Below are 21666 nucleotides of genomic sequence, written 5' to 3'. Positions count from 1 at the left end.
GTGCGGGGTGTGCGGGTCGGCCGATTGGGGCGGGGCCGCACGGTCCCCGTATCCTCGGGGCGTGCTTCTCTCAGACAAGGACATCCGGGCCGAGATCGACGCCGGGCGCGTGCGCATCGATCCGTACGACGAATACATGGTGCAGCCCTCCAGCATCGACGTGCGGCTCGACCGCTACTTCCGGGTGTTCGAGAACCACCGGTACCCGCACATCGACCCCGCGGTCGAGCAGGCGGATCTGACGCGCAAGGTCGAGCCGGACGGGGACGAGGCGTTCATCCTGCACCCCGGTGAGTTCGTGCTCGCCTCCACTTATGAGGTCGTCACGCTGCCCGACGATCTCGCGTCCCGGCTCGAAGGCAAATCCAGTCTCGGGCGGCTCGGGCTCGTCACGCATTCGACCGCCGGGTTCATCGACCCGGGTTTCTCGGGGCACGTCACGCTCGAACTGTCGAATGTCGCGACGCTCCCCATGAAGCTCTGGCCCGGGATGAAGATCGGGCAGCTCTGTATGTTCCGGCTCACCTCGCCGGCCGAGCACCCGTACGGCAGTGAGCGGTACGGGTCGCGTTACCAGGGGCAGCGCGGGCCGACCGCCTCGCGGTCCTTCCTCAATTTCCATCGGACCCAGGTGTGATATCCAGCCATGAGTGACGTACGCGAGAACCTGACATACGACGGTTTCGGGAACGCGGTGCGCGAGCTCGCGCAGACCATCGCCGACGACGGCTATGAGCCGGACATCGTGCTCAGCATCGCGCGCGGCGGTGTATTCGTGGCCGGTGCACTCGCCTATGCCTTGGACTGCAAGAACATTCATCTCGTGAACGTCGAGTTCTACACCGGTGTAGGGACCACGTTGGAGATGCCGGTCATGCTGGCGCCCGTACCCAACGCAATCGACTTCTCGGCCAAAAAGGTCCTCATCACCGATGATGTCGCCGACACGGGGAAGACCCTCAAACTGGTCCACGACTTCTGTGTCGGTGCCGTCGCCGAGGTGCGCAGCGCCGTGATCTACGAGAAGTCTCACTCGCTGGTGAAATGCGAGTACGTGTGGAAGCGCACCGACGAGTGGATCAACTTCCCGTGGAGTGTCGAGCCGCCCGTCGTGCGGCGCGAGGGTCAGGTGCTGGACGCCTGACGGCGGAATCCCGTATGCGGGGGAATGGTGAAGGATTCGCGTGCCGGCCGGTACGCGAATCCTCTCGGGGGCCTCTCTCCGGCCCTGTTCTGTATCTTTTCTGTACCTGTTGTCTGTGACGCAGCGTGGGCGTGCCATTCCACTGACTGCCGTCTCGCACTCCGTGTTCCGCGAGTTTTGTCCGGCTTTCTGGCTTGATGCGGCCCGGATCTCCCGCGGTTCGGGGAGGGAATACGCCCCGTCGGCCCGAGAGTTCATCTACCTGACATCTCCGATCGTCCGGGGTATGTAACGGGTCGGATAGGGCTGTGTGAGAGGCTTTCCGGTCGGTGGTCGCCTTAATGCCGGGCTGTCCGTCTCGTGCCGATCTCGTGCAGACTCACGAATGCGGACACGCCGTCAGCCACAGGAGTGTGGACTCCGTTGATTCCGCCGGATCACGGTGTAACGCATCATGGTGTTCTGCGAGAACGTGAGGGGTTGGCCATGCGGACGTCTTTAGATGCGACGGGACCTGAAGCCAGGATCCCGGTCGCCATTCACGCGTCCGACCCGCTCTCGCTGGCAGGAGCTACGACTGAGCTGCGCCAGCAGCCGGCCATCGAGCTGGTCGACGAGGCGAGCGGACGGCCGGGAACGGTGGCGGTCCTGCTGGCGGACGCGGTGGACGAGCCGACCTTGTCGCAACTGCGGCGGCTGGTACGGATCGACGGCACCCGGGCCGTTCTCGTGGCGGGTCTGATCCGCGAGGCGGAACTGCTTCAGGTCATAGAGAGCGGCGTCGCGGCCATTGTCTGGCGGCACGAGGCCACCGGGCACCGGCTCCTGCAGGCTGTCATCGCTGCCTCAAGGGGCGAGGGTGACCTTCCGTCCGATCTGCTCGGGCGGTTGATATCCCAGGTCAGCGCCCTCCAGCGGAAGGCTACCAGCTCGCCGGGGGCCCCCGCTTCGGGGCTCTCCTCGCGTGAGCTGGAGGTGCTGCAGCTGGTCGCCGAAGGCATGGACACGGCCGAGGTCGCCCGCAAGCTCTCGTACTCCGAGCGCACCGTCAAAAATGTGATGCACGGCCTCACGACCCGGCTGCACCTTCGCAATCGGGCCCATGCCGTCGCTTATGCCTTCAGGGAGGGCTATATCTGACCGTTTCGGGACGGGGCCCGGCTTCTGGCCCTCGGCCGGCCGCGATGCCCGACTGTTCATTCCGCCGGTCCTCAAGGGCACGTCGCACTGCCCCTGAGGACCGGCGGAGTTGTCCCCGGACCGTCCCTCCCACGCCTGGGACGCCAGTGCGGACCGGGTGCAGGATGGCGGTGCGGACCCGCGACGCGGAGCGGGTGACGCCTGTGACACCGGCACCAGCGAAGGGCGCGACAGTGATCCACGAGGTGGACAAGGTCCTGAAGGGGCTGCTGTCCGGCGGGGCCCTGGCCGGCACCGGAGTCGAGATCGCCTTCGAGGCCCCGACCCGCGACTGGGCGGCCCGGCGCAACTCACCGACGATCGACGTCTATCTGTACGACATCCGCGAGGACGTCAAACGGCGGGAACGCGGCGCCATCGCGGTCAAGGACGAGCGCGGCGTGGTGCTGAAGCGGCAGCAGCCACCGCGTTGGTTCCGGCTCTCGTATCTCGTCACCGCCTGGACCAAGCAGCCCCAGGACGAGCACCGGATGCTCTCCGCCGTACTGGCCACGCTGCTGCCCCGTGAGGTGCTGCCGCCGGACGAGCTGACCGGGGCGCTGGCCGAGCTCGGGCTCACCGTGCCCATGACGATCGCCGGGCTGCAGACCGACGCGCGGTCGTTCGCGGAGATCTGGTCCGCGCTGGGCGGCGAGCTCAAGCCGTCACTGGACCTGGTCGTGACCGCGCCCTTCCCGGCGTTCCCCGAGTACGAGGTCGGGCCGCCGGTCACCGAGGGCGCCGGGGTGCGGGTACGCGGTACGGACGGAACCCTCGACGACTCGCAGCGACGGGACCACCAGCCACGCCACTTCACCCGGACCGGCGCGCGCCGCCGGCCGGGCTCCGTCGGCGGGGCGACGAGCACGGGAGCGCAGCCCGAGTGACCGCAGGAACCGCTCCCGGCCGTGAGACCGGGGGTGCACCCGGTTCTCCTCAGGGCTCGGTGCCCGCCGCCCCCGGCGCCGGCGGTGTTGACGCCGAGCTGATCGCCCGGCTGGGGCTGCTGCGTGAGCGGATCGCGCAGCTGGTGCGGGCGCGCAGCGCCACCGACCCGACCGCCACCGATCCGCTGCGCGGGCTGTACCTCTCCGACGAGGCCGTTCAGCACTTCCTCGGGTCCCGCGACGGGGCCGGAGCCGCTCCCGGGGACGTTGCCGGGACCGCTCTCTCCGACGCCGCCGGTTCCCGGGCGGCCGGCGGTGGCGACCGGCTGCGGCGGCTCACCGACCGGCTCGGGCTCGGCGCACTGGACGAGGCGATCCTGCTGCTGGCCCTCGCCCCGGACCTCGACCGGACCTTCGAGCCGTTGTACGGCTACCTCAACGACGACGTCAGCCGCCGCCGGGCGACCGTCGGACCGGCCATCGAACTGTGCGGCCTGCCCGTGCACGACGCCGTCGCCCGGGCCCGCTTCCACCCCTCCGCGCCGCTCGTCGCCCTGGGACTCGTACGGGTCGAGGAGACCGAACGCCCCTTCCTCGGCCGGTCGCTGCGCGTACCGGACCGGGTCACCGCACATCTGCTCGGCGACGACACCCCGGACGCCGCGCTCGCCGGACAGGTCGCCCTGCTGCCGCCCCGCCCCGCGGAGACCGCGCCGCCCGGCGGCTCCCTCGTGCGGCACCTGGCCGGGCGGCTGACCGCCGGGCGGCTGACGGCGTACCTCCGCGAGGAGCGGGAGGGCGACGCCCTCTCCTGCGCCACCGCCGCACTGGCCGCCGCCGGTATGGAGGCGCTGCACTTCACCCCCGACCAGGGATCCTCCCGGGACACCGCCGCGGCGGAGCCGGCTGCTCCGTACCCGGCCCCGGGCGGGCCGGACACACCGGAGTTCCTCTCCGATCTGCTGCGCGAGGCGCGGCTGCGCGGGTGCCCCATCGTGGTGGCGCCGGTACCGGAGAAACCGGGGCCCCTGCTCCGGGCGCTGATGGCGCAGGGCGCAGCACCGGGCACGGCAGCAGACACATCACCGGGCACGGCACTGGACACATCACCGGGCACGGCAACAGACACAGCACCGGGTATCTCGCACGGTGTCTCCGTGCTGCTGTGCGGCGGGCATCCGTACGATCCGGACTGGTGCGGCCGGGACCCGCTGGTCCTCGACGCCCCCCGGCAGCGCGCCGGCGATCTCGATGTCTGGTCGGCCGCGCTCGGACTGTCGGACGGCGCTGACTCCCTCGGCTTCGATCTGGCGCCCGTCGTCGCCCCGTACCGGCTGGGCGGGGACCGTATCCGCCGTACCGCGCGTGCCGCGCTGGACCTCGCCGCCTTCGACCGTACGGAGTTGACCGCCGCGCACCTGCGGCTCGCCGCCCGGCAGCAGTCCGCGTCCGGGCTCGAACAGCACGCACGCCGGATCAGGCCCGATGTGGGCTGGGACGATCTGGTGCTGCCCGACCGGCCGCTGGCGCAGTTGCACGAACTGGCCCTGCGGGCACGCCACCGCGACCGGGTGCTCGGCGACTGGCGGCTGAGTGCCGGCGGCGGGCGCGGGCGGGGTGCGCTGGCGCTGTTCGCGGGCGAGTCGGGGACCGGCAAGACGCTGTCCGCCGAGGTGGTCGCCGCCGAACTCGGCCTCGACCTCTACGTCGTGCAGCTCTCGTCGGTGGTCGACAAGTACGTCGGCGAGACCGAGAAGAACCTGGAACGGATCTTCGCCGAGGCCGACCGCACGGACGCCGTGCTGCTCTTCGACGAGGCCGACGCCGTCTTCGGCAAGCGCTCGGAGGTCACCAGCTCGAACGACCGCTACGCGAACCTGGAGAGCGCCTATCTGCTCCAGCGCCTGGAGTCCTTCGACGGCATCGTGCTGCTGACCACCAACCTGCGGGCCAATATCGACGAGGCGTTCACCCGGCGCCTGGACCTGATCGTCGACTTCCCGTTCCCCGACGCCGCCCAGCGGCTTGCGCTGTGGCAGCACAGCCTGGTGCATGTGCCGTGTGCGGACGGCATCGATCCGGGCCGGTGCGCCAAGGAGTTCGAGTTGGCGGGCGGTTCGATCCGCAGCGCCGTGGTCACCGCGGCGTACGCGGCCGCCGGCCGGGACTCGCCGGTCACGTCCGAGGACCTGCTGGCGGGCGCGCGGCGGGAGTACCGCAAGGCCGGGCGGCTGGTCCTGGACGACGGCGGCTGGTGACGACCGGACGGCGACTGACCGGCGGGTGAACGACGAGCGGGCGGCGGGTGAGAACCCGCCGCCCGCTCGTCGTTCACCCGCCGGTCACGGTCCCGGCCAGGATCACGCGTTCTTGGGGACCGGGATGATGTCCCATGCATGGGCGTCCTGGAGGTCGCACCGCCCGATCAGGAGCTCGTTGTCGTCGTTGTCGCCCTGTGTTCCGTCCGGGCCGTTCGAGGTTGTCTTCAGGCAGAGGTCGTTGCTCGCGTAGTTGCGGATCAGATAGTGATCGTTCCGCTGCTTGTCGAGCCACCACAGCTGGTTGTCGGCCTTGGTGCCGTCACAGGTGAACTCGGCGAGCCCGGTTCCGGCCGGCCTGGCGCCGTTTTCCCCCATGTCCATGCAGAGGCGGTCCTTGATGTTGCGTATCTGGAAGAGGCTGGTGTGGTTCGGGGCGTCGTGCGGGTAGCGCACATCCAGGTCCCAGACCTGGTTGTCCGCGCTCGTGAGGTTGCAGTCGTTCTCGACGACCCAGCCGTTGATCTGGCCCTTGTCCCTGCCGGGGAGTTCGGCACAGAGCTTGGTCACCGAGTTCCTGAGCGCCACGTGCTTCTGGTTCGCGGGGTCCGCGGGCTTCTTCTTGGCGCCACCACCACCGCCTCCGCCTCCGCCGCCACCGCCGCCTCCGCTGTTGCCCGCGTCCGGGTTCGGAGCGGACGGGGTGGGTGGCGGGACGCTGGCCGCGGGCGGCGGCAGGCTCGGTGTGGGCGTCGGGGTGGCGATGGCGCCGGCCTCCGCGACCTTGGCCGTGGCACGGGTGGAGACCTGGGGCTTGTGGGTGAACCAGGCCATGACGAAGACGATGGCGATGGCCATGAGGATCGCGAAGAAGGTGGCCAGCCAGCGGGGCAGGAACCCGCGCTGAACGTAGGTGCCGTCGACGTCGAGCGGTTTGGTGCCCGAGCGCTGGATCGCGAGCTTGTACGGGCGGTCCTGCTTGCGGCCGAACCAGATCATCTGGCGGGGCCGCAGGGTGGCCTTGACGAACGCGGCGCGGCCCGGCTCGATCTGGACGTTCGCGGGGTGGATCTCGTACGAGAGCTGGTCGCCGTTCTCGCTGCCGTTGACGGACGCGGTGAGCTTCGTGTTGCCGAGGTTGTCGATGGCCAGCTTCGGGCGCCCGCGGAAGCGGCCCTTGACGGTGTGCGGCACGAGTTCGGCACGGACCTCGGTGAACGGGGTGATCGTGACGTTGCCCTCGGGGACCGTGGTCGCCTCGGGGTGCTCCGTGGGGATGACCTGGACGCCGTACGGGTTCGGCCCCGCGACGGCGTCGGGGGTGCGCGGCGGGGCGAACGTGAGGTCCACGGTGCCGGTGGTGCCGGGAAAGAGACGGATGGTCGGTGGTTCGACGGTCACGTACGGGGCCAGATCACCGACGGGTACGCACCGGTACTCGTCGACGACGTCGCCCGTGTTGCGCAGCCGTAGCCGCACGGTGGCCGTACTGCCGGGGTCCACCGTGGTGGACGCAGGATCCAGAGAGGTCCAGATGCTCACGCGTCGGACACTAACCACCACCATGACGCCGTGTCACCAGGCTGCGGGGCAGGCCCCTTGCCCAACGCGGCATTCCCGGATGCCCTTCGTGGCACCGACGGGCACCGGCCGTGGCTCCCGGGGCACCCGCACCGGGCACGGACCTCCGGGAATCAACACCGGGTGACAGTGCGCCATCTGCCTGTAACCTTCGGGCCGTTCGCTCGCCGCCGAGCGGGCTCCCGCCACGGCCCGCCGGCGGTCTCGCGGGCACCCGGCTGCCCATCGGGGCATTCGCCATGCCCTCAGATAGGTACCGGCGGACGTTTCGCCGCCGCTCCCCCTCTCGCACAGTGGAGGGCAGGTCGTGTCTCGTACCCCGAGGAGAGCAGAGCATGCCGTCTTACCTGTCACCAGGTGTGTACGTGGAGGAGGTGGCCAGCGGCTCCCGTCCGATCGAGGGGGTGGGCACCTCGGTCGCCGCCTTTGTCGGTCTCGCGCCCGTTGGGCCGCTGAACGAGCCGACACTGGTGACCAACTGGACGCAGTACGTGGCGTCGTTCGGTGAGTTCACCGACGGCTACTTCCTGGCCCACTCGGTCTACGGCTTCTTCAACAACGGCGGTTCGGCCGCCTACGTGGTCCGCGTCGGTGGAGTCCCCGGTGGGGTTCCCGGCGAGGAGGAGCAGAGCCCTGCGGCCGTCACCGGCCGTCGTGCGCCGGCTGCGCTGCCGCCCGGCGAGCCGAAGCAGCTCGGCACCTTCGCGGTGTCGGCGATCGCGCCCGGCGAGAGCGGTTCCATCAGTGTCGAGGTCGCGGACTCCGAGGGGCCCGCCGACCGCTTCAAGCTGGTCGTCAAGGACGGCGAGAAGGTCGCGGAGACCTTCGACGTGTCCGCCAAGAAGGGCAACCGCAACTACGTCGTCACCCAGGTCAAGGAGCGGTCGAAGCTGATCCTCCTCCAGGAGGACGCCGCTGCCGCGCAGGTCGCCAGGCCCGAGAACCAGACCGTCGCGCTCGCCGCGCCGCCCGCCGCTCCGGCCACCCCGGCCCCCGTGGAGCAGCAGCAGCCCGAGCAGGTGCGGATCGGCGACTACCTCGGCGACTCCGCCGACCGGACCGGCTTCGGCGGTCTGGAGGCGGTCGACGAGATCTCCATGGTCGCGGTCCCCGACCTGATGGCCGCCTACCAGCGCGGTGCCATCGACCTGGAGGCCGTCAAGGCCGTCCAGCTCGGTCTGATCGCGCACTGCGAGCTGATGGGCGACCGGCTGGCCGTCATCGACCCGCCGCCCGGTCTCAACGCCCGCCAGATCCGTGTCTGGCGTCAGGAGACCGCGGGTTACGACTCCAAGTACGCAGCCCTGTACTACCCGTGGATCAAGGTCTTCGACCCCGCGGGCGGCCAGACCAGGCTGATCCCGCCGAGCGGTCACGTCTCCGGCATCTGGGCCCGCAACGACTTCGAGCGCGGTGTGCACAAGGCACCGGCCAACGAGGTCGTACGCGGCGCCGTGGACCTGGAGATGCAGATCACCCGGGGCGAGCAGGATCTGCTCAACCCGCTCGGTATCAACTGCATCCGGGCCTTCCCCGGCCGCGGTATCCGGATCTGGGGTGCGCGCACGCTCTCCTCCGACCCGGCCTGGCGCTACCTGAACGTGCGCCGGTACTTCAACTACCTGGAAGAGTCGATCCTCACGGGCACCCAGTGGGTCGTCTTCGAGCCGAACGACCAGGCTCTCTGGGCCAGGATCCGGCGTAACATCTCCGCGTTCATGGTGACCGAGTGGCGCAACGGCGCACTCTTCGGCGCCACGCCGGAGGACGCCTACTACGTGAAGTGCGACGCCGAGACCAACCCGCCGGAGTCGGTGGACCTCGGCCGGGTCATCTGTGAGATCGGTGTCTCACCGGTCAAGCCGGCCGAGTTCGTGATCTTCAGGCTGGCCCAGTTCTCCAGCGGTGGCGGAGAGCTGGAGGAGTAGCAGCGCTCCGGATCCGGCGGCCAGTACCTGGCCGCCGGATCCGGCCCGCGCACCACCGGGGCCCGTCCGCCACGGCCGGCATGGCTCGTGCGGCCGGCCCCGGTAACCAGCACCACCGGCACCACCGACACCACGGACAGCGCGAACAGAAGGAAAAGCGTCCATGAGCCTCATGCCCGGCGATTCGCTCACTTCACATAATTTCGGTCTCCAGATCGACGGCGTCATGGTCGAGTACCTCCAGGAGGTCAACGGCCTGGACATGACGCAGGACGTCATCGAGTTCCAGCAGGTCTCGGCGAACGGCCAGCCCATCACCAAGAAGCTGCCCGGCGTGAAGAAGGCCGGAGAGGCCACCGTCGTCCGCGGTATGACCCAGTCCAAGTCCTTCAACGACTGGATCAACGCCTCCGTACGCGGCGACATGGGCTCGGCCCGCAAGAACGCCTCCATCATCGTGATGGACTACCAGAACAGCCCCGTGAAGCGTTACCACCTTCGCAACGCCTGGTGCAGCAAGGTCGCGGCCAGCACGGTGAAGGCGGGCGAGGCCTCGGCCCTCACCGAGACCGTCACGATCACCTACGAAGAAATGATCATGGAGTAATGCGCAGGGGAGCTGCTGCCCAGCCCGCACCGGCCGCCGCCGCGGTCATTCCCGAGGCGGCGGCTCCGGTCGCGGCTCCGGTCGAACCACCTTCCGCACGCCGGGAGTTGCGCACCGAATTCGCCTTCGAGCTGCCGCGCGGCTACGTCGACGAATCGGGGACCGTGCACCGCGAGGGTGTGATGCGCCTGGCCACCGCACGGGACGAACTGATCCCGCTGCGGGACATCCGGGTGCAGGAGAACCCCGCGTACCTGTCGGTCGTCCTGCTCGGCCGGGTCATCACCCGGCTGGGCAGTGTGGCGCACATGCACGACGGCGTGGTGGAGAACATGTTCGCCTCCGACCTCGCCTTCCTGCAGGACTTCTACCGTCAGGTCAATGCCGAGGGCCACACCAGGGCCGGCGTGACCTGTCCGCACTGTGAGCAGCCGTTCGAGGTCGAACTCGGCGGGAGCCGCCTGGGGGAATCGTGACGTACGCGACCGAACGTGTCCACGAGGAGATCGCGTACATCGCCTACCACTTCCACTGGAGCCTGGAGGACATCCTGGACCTCGAACACCGCGACCGGCGCCAGTATGCCGAGCAGATCGCCACGCTCGTGACCCGCGCGTCGGCTGAGCGGTAAGGGGGCGGGAGCACCGTCATGGGATTCCTCGACCGGCTTCGGAGCCGTACGGACACCGGCGCGGGCAGGCCTGCCCGCAACACCCCGGCACCTTCCGGCCCGGCAGCTTCTCCGCCGACGCCCTCCGCTCCGGCATCTCCTGCCCCGACGGCCGCCGCGCCGGACCCGGTGGGTGCTTCCGGGCGGGACTGGAGCGGTCTGCCCGCGATCCAGCGGGCGACCGCCCGCCCGGCGGGGCACGCCGTGGCCACCGCCGACTTCGGCTCCCGGCTGGCCACTTGGCAGAACCCGTCCTTCTCGGGGTCGCTCTCGCACGCCGTGCTCGACGGTGCTCCCGGCGGGCTGCTCCGTGACGCCCTGACGCCCGCCGCCGAGCCCTCCGGGGCCGGCTTCGGGCTGCCCGCGCTGTCGCTGCCGGTCGCGGTGGTCGACGACGGCGCCGACCTCGCGGAGCCGGTCCCCGGCCCGTACGAGGGCTCCGGCCTGCTGCCGGACTCCCCGGTCCAGCGGGCCGTGGCCGCCGCGCGCCCGGCCGGTCCCCGCGTCGCGCCGGCACGCCCCGCGCCGAGCCGCCGGGCCCCGCTGACCAGCGCGGCTCCGCCTGCGGTGCAGCGGCGGGTGCTGCCTGCTTCGGCCCGCCCGGCACAGGCGGGTGAGCCTCCCGCCAGGGAGGCGGAATCTCCGGCTCCGGCCGCGTCCGACTCCTCATCCGCCGTGTCCCGCGGGCCTGCCCTGCCGTCCGGGCGCCCCCGGTCCACCGGGGGCCCTGCGTCTTCCGCCGTGACCGCGCCCGGTCCGGCGGGCGGAACGGCTTCTGCCGCGCCCGCCGTGCAGCGTGCGAGCGCCCCGGTCCGGCCCCCGGAACGAGGAGTCGCCGGTCCCGCTGCCGCCGGACGGACCGGCGGCGGTACGGGAAGCGCGGCAGTGCCGGGGGCACCGGTACGGCGGCCTGCGGGTGCGCCGTCCGCACCATCGCCGTCCGCGCCGTCCGCACCCGCGCGGCCTCCCGTGCAGCTGTCGAAGTCGCCTTCCCGGAAGGCCGGTTCGGCCACTTCGGGTGGTTCGGCCAGGCCGGGTGGTTCGGCCGGTTCGTCCCCGGCCGCTTCACCGGCGGGTCCGGTGTCGTCTCCTGCTGCCCCTCCTGCTGGGCCTGTGGGTCCCGTCGGGCCTGTCGCCGGGAACGCGGTGCAGAGGAGCGCCTCCACGTCCGGTGGGTCCGGGGACAGCGGTACGGGGCCGGAGAGCGGCGCCGGGAAAGGTGCGGTGACCGGGCCTCCCGCGAGTGGGGGTCCCGCGGTGGGAAATCCGCCGGCGACCGGCAGCCCTGCGGCCGGAAGTGCCGTGCCGGAACGTGCTGTTCAGCGGTCCATGGCGCCTGAGCGTGCGGTGCGGGCCCAGACCGGTCCCGCCGCCGTCCAGCGTGCGGCGGCACCGGGACCCGGCCGGCCGGGCGGGCTCGGTGAGCCGGTACGCGGCGGTGCGGCGGCAGGCCCCGGAGCGGCGGCCGGTACGCCGCAGCCTGTGCGCTCCAGCAGGCTCGGGCCGCCCGCGTCCGACCCACAGCGTCCGGCACCGCCCGCGGACCGGGTCAACCGGACCGCGGGGAGCGGCACTTCTCCGTCAGGGGGTGCGGGATCCGGCTCCACGGTGCCGTCAGGCCCGTCCGTCGAGGCGTCCCCGTCGTCGTCCCGGTCCCAGCCGCCGACACCCTCCGCGTCCCGGCCCGGGTCCCCGTCCGGCCCCGTTCAGCGGAGTGCGGCGGGAAGTACAAGCGGCGGGAGCGGAAGCGGTACGGGCGGCGGGGCCACTCCCGCCGCACCGTCCTCCGCTCCCCGGCGCAGGCCGCTGCTCGGCGCGCCGCTGGCCGCCCCGCCGACGGGGGCGCGCCCGGTCGCGGGAGAGGTGAAGGGACCAACTCCGTTGCAGCGCAAGAGCGGTGACACGTCGGGCGGCAAGGCAGCTCCGGCGCCCGTACAGCGATCGGCCACGTCCTCCGCCGTCCCGGCGCCGGGCCGTCAGGGTTCTTCCGGTTCCCTGGGGAGCAGTGCGACGGGCTCGGACAGCACCGTGACGCCGGTGGCCGCGTCCCCCTCCGGAGCGCCCGTGACCCCCGCACCGGCGTCCGCACCGGCGTCCGCGCCCCCAGCTGCTCCGGTTCAGCGGACCGTTTCCGGCACCCCTGATGTGCCGTCAACTCCGGCAACTCCGTCAACTCCGGTACGCGGTAACGCGGCCGGTCCGGCGGCGCCCCAGGTCGTGCAGCGTGCGTCCGGTGGTGCGAAGCCCGCGGCCACCGCGCCGTCGCTGCCACGGTCCGGTGGCGCGTCCCGTCCTGCCGTACGCCCCCTGGCTCCGGCACGCGCCGTGCGGCTGCCGGCCGCGCCGTCGGGTGCCGTGCAGCGGCGGAGCGCTCCGGGCGGGGCCGCTCCGCTTCGCCCCGTCGCGCCCGAAACGGGTGCCCCGGGTCTCCCTGCCCCCGATTCGTCCGCCCCCGGCCTCCCTGCCCCCGGCCTCCCCGCCCCGGCTCTCCCGGTGCCGGGAGAGCGCCCGGTGGCCGGTGGGCCGGTGGCCGTCCAGCGTTCCGCCGCACCCGGCCTGCCCGTACCGCCCGCCCTGCCCCAGCCGGGCCGTGCTCCGATGCCGGAGGCGAACCGGGCTGCCGTGCCCGGGAGTTCCGCGGCGCCGCGGCCCGTGGTCCGCCCCGCCGGTTCGGGCGAGCCGATGGTCCAGCGCCGCGCGGTGTCTGCTTCGGGACCCGGTACGCCCGCACCGCTGCGGAGCGGGGCCGGTGCGCCGGGTGCGGCCGGACCGGCCGGTGTGCCCGGGACGACCCCTGTGGCACGCCCCGTACAGCGCTCGGCCGCCCCGTCCGGCCCGGTGCCGTCGGTGGCACTTCCCGGTGCTCCGCCTCCGTCCGTCCACCAGCAGCCCGCCGCGCACCCGGTGCCGCTGCCCCTTCAGCGTGCGGCCGCACTCGGCCCCGCGCCGCAGGGACCGGCGGGCGTCGGCGGCGCCCCGGACCCGGCCCGGCAGGACGGCGCACCGGTGCGGCGCGGGGTCGACGACCTCCGGTTCAGCGGTGTCGCCGAGGCCTTCGCGCCCCTGCCCGTGCAGCGTTCGGCCGCCCCGCAGGGGACACCGTCCGCACCCGCACCGGTCAGGCCCGCGGCACCGGCCCCGCTCACCGCCAGGACCACGCTGCCGATGCCGGGGGCCCCGACGGCCCCGGACACCGCGGGGCGCCAGGCCGCGCCCGTCGTCGGCCTCGCCCGCTCGGCCGCCGCGCCCACGCCCGCCGCGCTGCCGGTGCAGCGGGCGCCCGGCACCCCGCCGTCGGGGTCGAGGCCTCCCCTGCTGGTCAAGCCGCCCAGGCCCGCCGCGCCGCAGCTCTCGGCCGTCAACGTCACGGCGCAGGGCACACCGGGCGGCGGTGGCAGCTCCGGGGGTCACGGAGGTGGCGGCGCACCTCCGCCCCCGTACAGCGAGCGGCCCGACAACCCCCCGCCGTACAGTGTGGACCCGCCGAACCTCAACAATGGTCCGCGGTGCGACGGTTCCACCGAAGACACCGGGAGCCGGTTCGACGCCCGGGAGCTGTCCGACGGCCAGGTGGACGAGCTCACCCACCGGCTGATGGGCCCGATCACCCGGCTGCTGAGGACGGAGCTGCGCATGGACCGCGAACGGATCGGCAAACTCCGGGACCCCCGGCGCTGACGGCACCGGCGACCGCGTCACCGGCCGGCACGTGAAACCGGCCACCGCGGCGGCACCACCGCAGGACCGCAGCACTGAGAACCGCAGGACCGCACCACCGCACCGACCCGCAGGAAGGAAAGCCGCACCCGATGCCCCAGGACCAGGATCCCGGCTCCACCATCTTCTTCAGCCTGTCCATCGACGGAGAGAGCCTGGGCACGTTCAACGGCTGCGAAGGGCTCTCCTCCCAGGTGGAGATCGAGCAGCGGCAGGAGGGCGGCAACAACGGCTTCGTCTGGCAGCTGCCGTCCCGGGTCACGTTCTCCAACATCACGCTGACGCGCCCGCTCACCCCGGACACCTCGAAGGTCGCGGCCTGGATCTCCTCCATCACCACCGGTGTCACCCGGCCCACGGCGCAGATCTCCGCGCTGCGCGCCGACGGTTCACTCGTCGCCCGCTGGGGGCTCATCGATGTGCTGCCGGTGAGCTGGCGCGGTCCTTCGCTGAACCCGTCGAACCCCTCGGTGGCCGTCGAGACCCTGGAGATCACCCACCACGGATTCACGGACTAGGGGGCCGCTCAGATGGCGAGTACCGGAGGCAAGGGCGGTAAGGGCGGCGCGGGCAAGAGCCTGATACGTGCGACGCTCGCGATCCACCAGCCGCCCGTCGGCTACAGCACCACGCCCGGCGGGCTGATCCGCACGTTCAACTTCGACTTCAACCCGTCCCAGCTGGCGCTGAGCCGCCGCGCCCAGTGGAAGACCACCCCCACGGCGGCGGTGCGCGACGGCGCGGTGCCGGAGTTCATGGGGCCCGAACCCCGTGAGATGACCGTCGAGGTGTTCCTGGACACCTCCGACGAGCCGGACAGCAACGACGTCCGGAAGAACGTCGAAGCGCTCTTCTCCTGCTGCGAGGTGACCTCGGCGAGCATCGCGGCGAAGCAGCCGTCGACGCCGTGGGTGGTCTTCCAGTGGGGTGCGTTCTCGACCGCGCGCTTCACCGCGTACGTCAGCTCGGTGGACGCCACGTACAGCCTCTTCAGCACCACGGGTGTGCCGATCCGCGCCACCTGCCAGGTGCATCTGCACGAGATCCCGAGCAAGACCGCCGGGCAGAACCCCACATCCGGCGCGCTCACCGCACGCCGGGTGCACCGGGTCGTCGCGGGGGACTCGCTCCAGTTCCTCGCCTGGCGCGAGTACGGTGACGCCACCGTCTGGCGGACCATCGCCGAGGCCAACGGCATCGACAATCCGGGGCAGTTGAGCCCGGGCACCGAACTCATGCTCCCTGCCGCCGAAGAGGTCGGCCACTGATGACCCAGATCGGTTACTCCAATGTCCTCCATGTCACCATCGGCGGGGCGCCGCTGAACAAGGAGCTCTCCTCGCTGCTGGTCGCGGGCTGGGTGGACTTCGGCGCGGGGGTGCCCGGAGCCTTCCAGCTCACCTTCCGCGACCACAAGAAGAAGGTGCTCTCCGAATCCGGTGCCGACATCGGCAAGAAGGTCGTCATCGCACCGGTCGCCGACGGCCAGGGCGCCCAGTCCCCCCTGATCACCGGTGAGATCACCGGCCTGGAGATCGACTACGACGGCACCGGCACCATGACGGTCATCCGCGGCTACGACGGCGGCCACCGGATGCTGCGGCAGCGGCGGGTGATCGGGTACCGGAACATGACCGCGTCCGACATCGCCCGGAAGCTCGCGGGGCAGGACAAGCTGAAGATCGGCAACATCGATGCCACGAAGGGCATCTACGAGTACATCACCCAGGCCAATGTCACCGACTGGGACTTCCTGTGCCGGCTCGCCGACGAGAACGAACGGGTGCTGTCCGTCGACTCCAAGGGCGAGTTCCAGTTCGCCAAGGCCGACAAGGCGTCCGGCGCCCCGCCGGTCAGCACGCCGAGTGAGAAGAGCCCGTTCGTCCTGGAGGCCGGGGTCGACATCCTGCGCTGCCGCGCCGCCGTCACCTCCGCCGATCAGGTGGCCTCCGCCGAGGCGCGCGGCTGGGACGTGACGGCCAAGCGCGACCTCGTCGGCAAGTCGCCCGCCACCTCCAACCCGGGGATCTCCATCGGCACCACACCGGCGAAGGCCAGCAGCAAGTTCGGGCCCGCGACGATCGTCGAGACGGACACCCCGTACGACAAGCAGAGCGAGGTGAAGAACGCCGCGTCGGCCCTCGCCGACGACGTCACCGCGGCCTTCGCCGAGCTGGAGGTGACCGTGCGCGGCAACCCCAAGCTGCGGCCCGGGGTGCCGGTCGCCCTGGCCGACGTGGGCGACCCGTTCGAGGGCAAGTACACGGTGACCGCCGCCCGCCACTCGTTCGGCGACGGCCGGCACTACGAGACGTTCCTGACGGTCAGCGGCCGCCAGTGGCGTTCGCTGTATGGGCTCACCTCGGGCGGGGCGAGCCCGTCGCCGCGGCTGCCCAGCGTGGCCAACGCGCTGGTCACCGACATCAAGGACCCGCTGAAGCAGGGCCGCGTCAAGCTGCGCTTCCCGTGGCTCGACGACATGTACATCAGCGACTGGACCCGCACCGTGCAGTTCGGCGGGTCGAAGGGCGGCGGCATCATCGCGCCCGACGCCGGGGACGAGGTGCTGGTGGCCTTCGACCGCGGCGCCCTGGACCACCCGTTCGTGATCGGCGGCCTCTACAACGGCAAGGACAAGCCGGGCACCAACGACGTCCAGCCGTACGACCGCACCAGCGGCCGGGCCACCCGGCACACGCTGGCCGACCGCAGCAACAACCGGGTCGACCTGCTCGACCAGCGGGTGGGCGGCAAACGCGGGGTCCGCATCAGCAGCGGCGACGACCGGCTCACCATCAACCTGGACCGCACCAAGACCGAGATCACCGTCGACAGCAGGGGGTCCGTCACCATCAAGGGCACCCGGTCGGTGTCCATCGAGGCGGGCAAGGACCTGTCGCTGAAGGCGGGCGGCAAGATCTCGATCATGAGCGGTGGGATGCTCGACCTGACGGGGTCGGTCATCAACGCCAAGGCCGCCGGTGCGCTCAACATGGAATCGGGTGGCGAACTGGGCCTGAACGTCGGCGGTCTGCTGGCCATCGACGCAATCGGCAGCATCCAGATGAACGCGGTCGCGGACATCGCCATCAAGGCCATCAGGGTGGACCTGCTGGGCCTCGTCTTCGCCAACGACATGCCGGTGGTCTGACATGGCAGAGCAATTCGTCGGCACCGGCTGGGCGTTCCCCCTGCGTATCGGCCCCACCGGTGGCATCGCCATGGTCAGCGGGGAGCGCGAGGTCGAGGAGGCCATCCGGCTCGTCCTCGCCACCGCTCCCGGCGAACGCCCGATGCGACCCGACTTCGGCTGCGCCATCCACGACATGGTCTTCGCCCCCGTCAACGAGGCGACGGCCGGCCGTATCCAGCACGAGGTGTACGTGAGCCTCGACCGCTGGGAGCCGCGCATCGAGGTGGAGGACGTGGAGGTGAGCGCCGGGGAAGAGCAGGGCGTGCTCTTCATCGACGTCCGGTACTCGATCCGCGGCACCAACAACCCGCGCAGCCTGGTCTTCCCGTTCTACGTCATTCCCTCCCACGACGAGCCGTCCTCGGATGCGGGACCGGCCACCGAAAGCGAACGCTGATGGCACTGCCCTCTCCCCACCTCGACGACCGCCGCTTCCAGCAGTTCGTCGACGACGCCAAGCGCTACATCCAGCAGCGCGCCCCGGAGTGGACGGACCACAACGTGTCCGACCCCGGGGTCACGCTCGTCGAGACGGTCGCCCACATGGCCGACCAGATCGTCTACCGGCTCAACCGCGTCCCCGAGAAGAACCACCTGGCCTTCCTGGACCTCATCGGGATCACCCTGTTCCCGCCGTCCGCCGCGCGCACCGACGTCACCTTCTGGCTGTCGGCGCCGCTGGACGAGCCGGTCCGGCTGCCCGTGGGCACCGAGATAGCCACCGCCCGCACCGAGAGCGAGGAAGCGGTCGTCTTCGCCACCGAGCGCGAACTCACCGTCTTCTCCTGCGAGCTGGCGTATCTGGTGGTCCAGCGCAACGGCGAGACCGCCGCCGACCGTACGTCGGAGCTGGCCGAGGGCAAGGACCTGCTCTGCTTCTCCGAGTCGCCGCAGCCCGGCGACTGCCTGATGTTCGGGCTCACCTCGGCCGTCCCGCACTGCGCGGTGGCGCTGACCCTCGACAGCCGTGTCGACGGTGTCGGTGTCGACCCCCGGCAGCCCCCGCTGGTGTGGGAGGCGTGGACCGAGGACGGCTGGACCGCCTGCGAGGTGGACCGGGACGGCACCGGTGGCCTCAACCGCCCCGGCGAGGTCGTCCTGCACATCCCCGGTGGCCACACCAAGTCCCGCAGCGGGCGCCGCGAGGCCGGCTGGCTGCGCTGTCGGGTCACCGAACCCGCCACCGGGCAGCCCTTCTACACGACGTCGCCCACCGTGCGGTCGGCCGAGGGGTTCACCATCGGCGGCACCACCGGCGCCGTGCACGCCGAGACCGTGCGCGACGAGGCGCTGGGGGAGTCCACCGGGCTCCCCGGCCAGCGGCTGCGGCTCGCCGCCGCCCCGATCGTCGGTGACGTACCGCCGCTGAACCTCCAGATCGCCGAGCGCGACGGCTGGATCGACTGGGACGTCGTCCCGCACTTCGCCGCGTCCGGCCCCGACGACCGGCACCTGACCCTCGACGCGGCCACCGGCGAGATCGCCTTCGGCCCCTCCGTACGCGAACCCGACGGCACCCTGCGCCAGTACGGTGCGGTGCCGCCGAAGGGCGCCGTCATCCGCGCCCGCGCCTACCGGACCGGCGGCGGACGGGCCGGCAACGTCGCCCGCGGCGCCGTGCAGGTGCTGCGCAACTCCGTCCCGTACGTCTCCGAGGTCGTCAACCGCGAGGCCGCCAGGGGCGGCGTCGACGGCGAGACCGTCGACGAGGCCAAGGCCCGCGCCCCGATCACCCTGCGCGCCCAGGACCGTGCGGTGACCCTGCGCGACTACGAGGAGCTGGCCCGGCGCGCTGCCCCGGAGACCGCCCGTATCACCTGCCTCGAAGGCGACTCCGACGAACACGGCGCCCATGCCGTACGGGTCCTGGTCGTGCCGCAGGCGGTGCCGGACCCGGGCGGCTGGCTGCGTTTCGAGCAACTGGTGCCCGGCGACGCGCTGCTGGAGCGGATCACCCGCTACCTGGACGAGCGGCGGCTGCTCGGCACCCGGCTCGCGGTGGGGCCGCCCTACTACCAGGGCGTCACCGTTGTCGCGACGCTGCACGCCTTCCGCGGCGCCGACACCGACAAGGTCAGGCGGCAGGCGCACGAGGCGCTCTACCGGCACCTCGACCCGCTGACCGGCGGCGCCCACGGCACGGGGTGGCCGTTCGGGCGTCCGGTGCAGTCCGGCGAGGTCTTCGCGGTCCTCCAGCGGGTGCCGGGCGTGGAGCTGGTCGACGAGGTACTGCTGCACCCGGCCGACCCGCTGACCGGCAAGCGCGGCGACCCGACCGAGCGGATCGACCTCGAATCCCCGTCCCTGGTCTTCTCGTTCGACCACCGCGTCCGGGTCATCGGGGACGGATCGTGAGGGGCTCCGTCGACGGTCTGGGCTCCTCCGCGCCGCTGGGTCTGATGCTTCCCGCGGTCTTCGCCGACGACGAACTCGCGCAGCGCTTCGTCGCCGGTCTGGACGAGGTGCTCGCCCCGATCCACAACGTGCTCGACTGCCTCGACTCCTACTTCACCCCGTCGCTGGCGCCCGCCGACTTCACCCGCTGGCTCGCGGACTGGGTCGGCGCCGAGACGGACGGTGCCGACCGCACCGGCGGACCGGAGGGCGAAGCCGTGCTCCGGGCCGCGGTGGCCGCAGCCGCCCATCTGCACCGCATCCGCGGCACCCGGCGCGGTCTCGCCGAGGCGGTCCGGCTGACGTTCGGCGTCGAGCCGGTGATCACCGAGAGCGGGGCGGCCGACTGGGACGCCCGCCCGCTCGGGCCCGTCCCCGGCGGCCGACGTCCGAGCCTGCGCGTGTCGTTGGTGCTGCCCGACCCGGCCCCCGGCGACCAGCACCGTCTGGAGAGTCTCGTCGAAGCCGCCCGCCCCGCCCACATGCCCTTCACGGTCCAGGTGACCGCGGCCGAAAGGACCCCCGGCAAATGACCACTCAGCCCCCAGGCGACCCGGGACGGACGCGGGAGCGCACCCGCACATGCGCCGAGTGCGGTACGCCCTCCTCGCCCGGCCACTCCTTCTGCGAGGGCTGTGGCGCCGTCCTCAGCTGGTCCCCGGGCGAACGGGCCGCCGCCGCACCGGACCCGGCCCCGGCTGCCGCGGCCGGCGAGGACGACGAGCCGAGCACCCTGCCGGTCCCGGTCGTACGGGGCGGTGGCAGTGGGCGGCAGGACGACGCACCGGACACCTTCGGTGCGGGCGACCGGGCGTCGGGCGACCGTGGCGCCGCGGGCCAGGCCGGCACCGGCCCGGACGCCCCGGCCCCGGACCGCGCGTTCCCGAACCAGGCGGGACCGGGCGGCGCGGCCCCTCACCACGGGACCCCGGACCGGCCACTCCCGGACTACGCGAATCCGGACAACTCTGCCCAGAACAATCCGATCCCTGACAACTCGGCTTTGAACAATCCGGCCCTGGGCCACCCGGCCCCGCCGCCCTCGGCGCACCGCCCCGACGCGGTCGCCCCCGGGTGGGACGCGTCCGCCGGACAGGACGAGGCGGCCCGGGCCGCCGCGGCGGCGGCCGCGAACGAGCGCGCCCGCGCCCTGCTCGTCCCGGTCGCCGACCCGGAACGGCGTACGCCGGCGGCTCCCTCCGTCTCGCCCGTGCTGCCGGGCCGCCCGGACGCCGCGCGCCCGCTCGTACAGGGACCGGCCGCCACGCCCGACGGCGACGGCGGCTACGCCTGCCCCTGGTGCGCCACGGGCAACCGGCCCGACCGGCACTTCTGCCGCCGCTGCGGGATGAGCATGGCGGAGCGCCCCGAGGGCCCGGCCAGGCTTCCGTGGTGGCGCAGGATGTTCGCCGGGAACCGGGAGGTGCCGTGGGCCGGTGACCGGCCCCGGCTGCGCAGCGGGTTCGGCTGGATCCTCAGCTGGGTGGCGGGCGCCGCGGCCCTGGGGCTCATCATCTGGGGTGCGCTCAACACCGGTGCGGCGGTCCAGGCGATCGGCGACCACTTCGCCAAGCGCACTCCGATCGCCCCCGACACCCGCAGCGCCTCGCACTCCTTCACCGGTCACGGCCCGGTCAACGCCTTCGACGAGTACAACAACACCTACTGGGAGCCCGGTGTCTCGCAGGACGGCCGGGGCGAGTGGCTCCAGGCCGGCTTCCAGAACCCGGTCCGGCTGCTCGACATCATCATCACGCCCGGCATCTCCATCCAGGCCGCCGACCTCGCGCACTCCGCCAGGCCGCACCGTCTCGACGCGGTCATCACCCGGGCGAACGGCAAGGTCGTCGAGCGGCACCTCAACCTCGACCAGGGCAGCGGCCCGCAGCGCGTCGACTTCCGTGTCGGGTCGGTCTCCTCGGTCCGCTTCGTCCTGCGCACCGGCTACGGGATCTCGGCCGACAAGCAGGTCGCGATCGCCGAGATCGAGTTCTTCGGACGTGCCGGCTCCACTTCCTGAGGGGCCCTGTCCCGCCCTGTCCGTCCCGTAACAGCACTGAGGCCACCCGGAGTCACTCCGGGTGGCCTCAGTGCTGTTACGGGCGCGG

The 21666-nt window shown here is 72.0% G+C and carries 18 protein-coding genes; 17 read left to right on the top strand and 1 reads right to left on the bottom strand.

The window, feature by feature from the left end; all coding sequences use genetic code 11:
- Positions 1-61: 61 nt before the first annotated feature.
- The 5 genes from dcd (at position 62) to OG285_RS15995 (ending at position 5468) form a co-directional block, all read left to right on the top strand.
- Positions 62-637: a dCTP deaminase gene (gene dcd, locus OG285_RS16015; RefSeq protein ID WP_164262529.1), complete on the top strand. Its 576-nt coding sequence runs from the start codon at positions 62-64 to the stop codon at positions 635-637.
- A 9-nt stretch (positions 638-646) separates the two neighbouring features.
- Complete coding sequence (locus OG285_RS16010; protein ID WP_266855039.1) at positions 647-1144, top strand: phosphoribosyltransferase; 498 nt, start codon at positions 647-649, stop codon at positions 1142-1144.
- A 486-nt stretch (positions 1145-1630) separates the two neighbouring features.
- Positions 1631-2284, top strand: coding sequence for a response regulator transcription factor (locus OG285_RS16005; RefSeq protein WP_356826464.1), 654 nt, complete (start codon positions 1631-1633; stop codon positions 2282-2284).
- A 233-nt stretch (positions 2285-2517) separates the two neighbouring features.
- Positions 2518-3210 (top strand): DUF4255 domain-containing protein, encoded by a 693-nt coding sequence (locus OG285_RS16000; RefSeq protein WP_371793548.1) that lies wholly within the window; start codon positions 2518-2520, stop codon positions 3208-3210.
- Positions 3207-5468 carry an ATP-binding protein gene (locus OG285_RS15995; protein WP_371791327.1) on the top strand — a complete coding sequence of 754 codons (2262 nt, stop codon included), beginning with the start codon at positions 3207-3209 and terminating at the stop codon, positions 5466-5468. Before OG285_RS16000 ends, OG285_RS15995 begins: the two co-directional genes overlap by 4 nt.
- Positions 5469-5570: 102 nt before the next feature.
- Here OG285_RS15995 and OG285_RS15990 read toward each other — a convergent pair whose 3' ends face one another.
- Positions 5571-7010, bottom strand: coding sequence for an RICIN domain-containing protein (locus OG285_RS15990; RefSeq protein ID WP_371791326.1), 1440 nt, complete (start codon positions 7008-7010; stop codon positions 5571-5573).
- Between the two features lie 374 nt (positions 7011-7384).
- Here OG285_RS15990 and OG285_RS15985 point away from each other — a divergent pair, with 374 nt between their 5' ends.
- The 12 genes from OG285_RS15985 (at position 7385) to OG285_RS15930 (ending at position 21578) form a co-directional block, all read left to right on the top strand.
- Positions 7385-8977 (top strand): phage tail sheath family protein, encoded by a 1593-nt coding sequence (locus OG285_RS15985; RefSeq protein WP_356826460.1) that lies wholly within the window; start codon positions 7385-7387, stop codon positions 8975-8977.
- A 163-nt stretch (positions 8978-9140) separates the two neighbouring features.
- Positions 9141-9584, top strand: coding sequence for a phage tail protein (locus OG285_RS15980; RefSeq protein ID WP_356826458.1), 444 nt, complete (start codon positions 9141-9143; stop codon positions 9582-9584).
- Positions 9584-10060, top strand: a complete 477-nt coding sequence (locus OG285_RS15975; protein WP_371791325.1) for a hypothetical protein — start codon at positions 9584-9586, stop codon at positions 10058-10060. Before OG285_RS15980 ends, OG285_RS15975 begins: the two co-directional genes overlap by 1 nt.
- A complete protein-coding gene (locus tag OG285_RS15970; RefSeq protein ID WP_327296309.1) occupies positions 10057-10215 on the top strand; it encodes a DUF6760 family protein in 159 nt (52 codons plus the stop codon). Before OG285_RS15975 ends, OG285_RS15970 begins: the two co-directional genes overlap by 4 nt.
- A gap of 2550 nt (positions 10216-12765) precedes the next feature.
- Positions 12766-13932 carry a hypothetical protein gene (locus OG285_RS15965; RefSeq protein ID WP_371791324.1) on the top strand — a complete coding sequence of 389 codons (1167 nt, stop codon included), beginning with the start codon at positions 12766-12768 and terminating at the stop codon, positions 13930-13932.
- Positions 13933-14063: 131 nt separating this feature from the next.
- Positions 14064-14489 (top strand): phage tail protein, encoded by a 426-nt coding sequence (locus tag OG285_RS15960; protein WP_266855031.1) that lies wholly within the window; start codon positions 14064-14066, stop codon positions 14487-14489.
- A gap of 12 nt (positions 14490-14501) precedes the next feature.
- Positions 14502-15239: a LysM peptidoglycan-binding domain-containing protein gene (locus tag OG285_RS15955; protein WP_371791323.1), complete on the top strand. Its 738-nt coding sequence runs from the start codon at positions 14502-14504 to the stop codon at positions 15237-15239.
- Positions 15239-17122: a VgrG-related protein gene (locus OG285_RS15950; protein WP_356826450.1), complete on the top strand. Its 1884-nt coding sequence runs from the start codon at positions 15239-15241 to the stop codon at positions 17120-17122. The genes OG285_RS15955 and OG285_RS15950 overlap by 1 nt, the downstream gene beginning before the upstream one ends.
- A 1-nt stretch (position 17123) precedes the next feature.
- Entirely contained in the window at positions 17124-17561 is a 438-nt protein-coding gene (locus OG285_RS15945; RefSeq protein ID WP_356826448.1) for a GPW/gp25 family protein, read from the top strand.
- Positions 17561-19519, top strand: a complete 1959-nt coding sequence (locus OG285_RS15940) for a putative baseplate assembly protein (RefSeq protein WP_371791322.1) — start codon at positions 17561-17563, stop codon at positions 19517-19519. The genes OG285_RS15945 and OG285_RS15940 overlap by 1 nt, the downstream gene beginning before the upstream one ends.
- Positions 19516-20091 (top strand): phage tail protein, encoded by a 576-nt coding sequence (locus OG285_RS15935; RefSeq protein WP_356826444.1) that lies wholly within the window; start codon positions 19516-19518, stop codon positions 20089-20091. Before OG285_RS15940 ends, OG285_RS15935 begins: the two co-directional genes overlap by 4 nt.
- Entirely contained in the window at positions 20088-21578 is a 1491-nt protein-coding gene (locus OG285_RS15930) for a zinc ribbon domain-containing protein (RefSeq protein WP_371791321.1), read from the top strand. The genes OG285_RS15935 and OG285_RS15930 overlap by 4 nt, the downstream gene beginning before the upstream one ends.
- The last annotated feature ends 88 nt before the right edge of the window (positions 21579-21666 follow it).

Source organism: Streptomyces sp. NBC_01471, assembly GCF_041438865.1.
GTDB lineage: Bacteria > Actinomycetota > Actinomycetes > Streptomycetales > Streptomycetaceae > Streptomyces.
The sequence above is the reverse complement of the archived record's forward strand: the minus strand, read 5'-3'. Positions and strand labels throughout refer to the sequence as shown.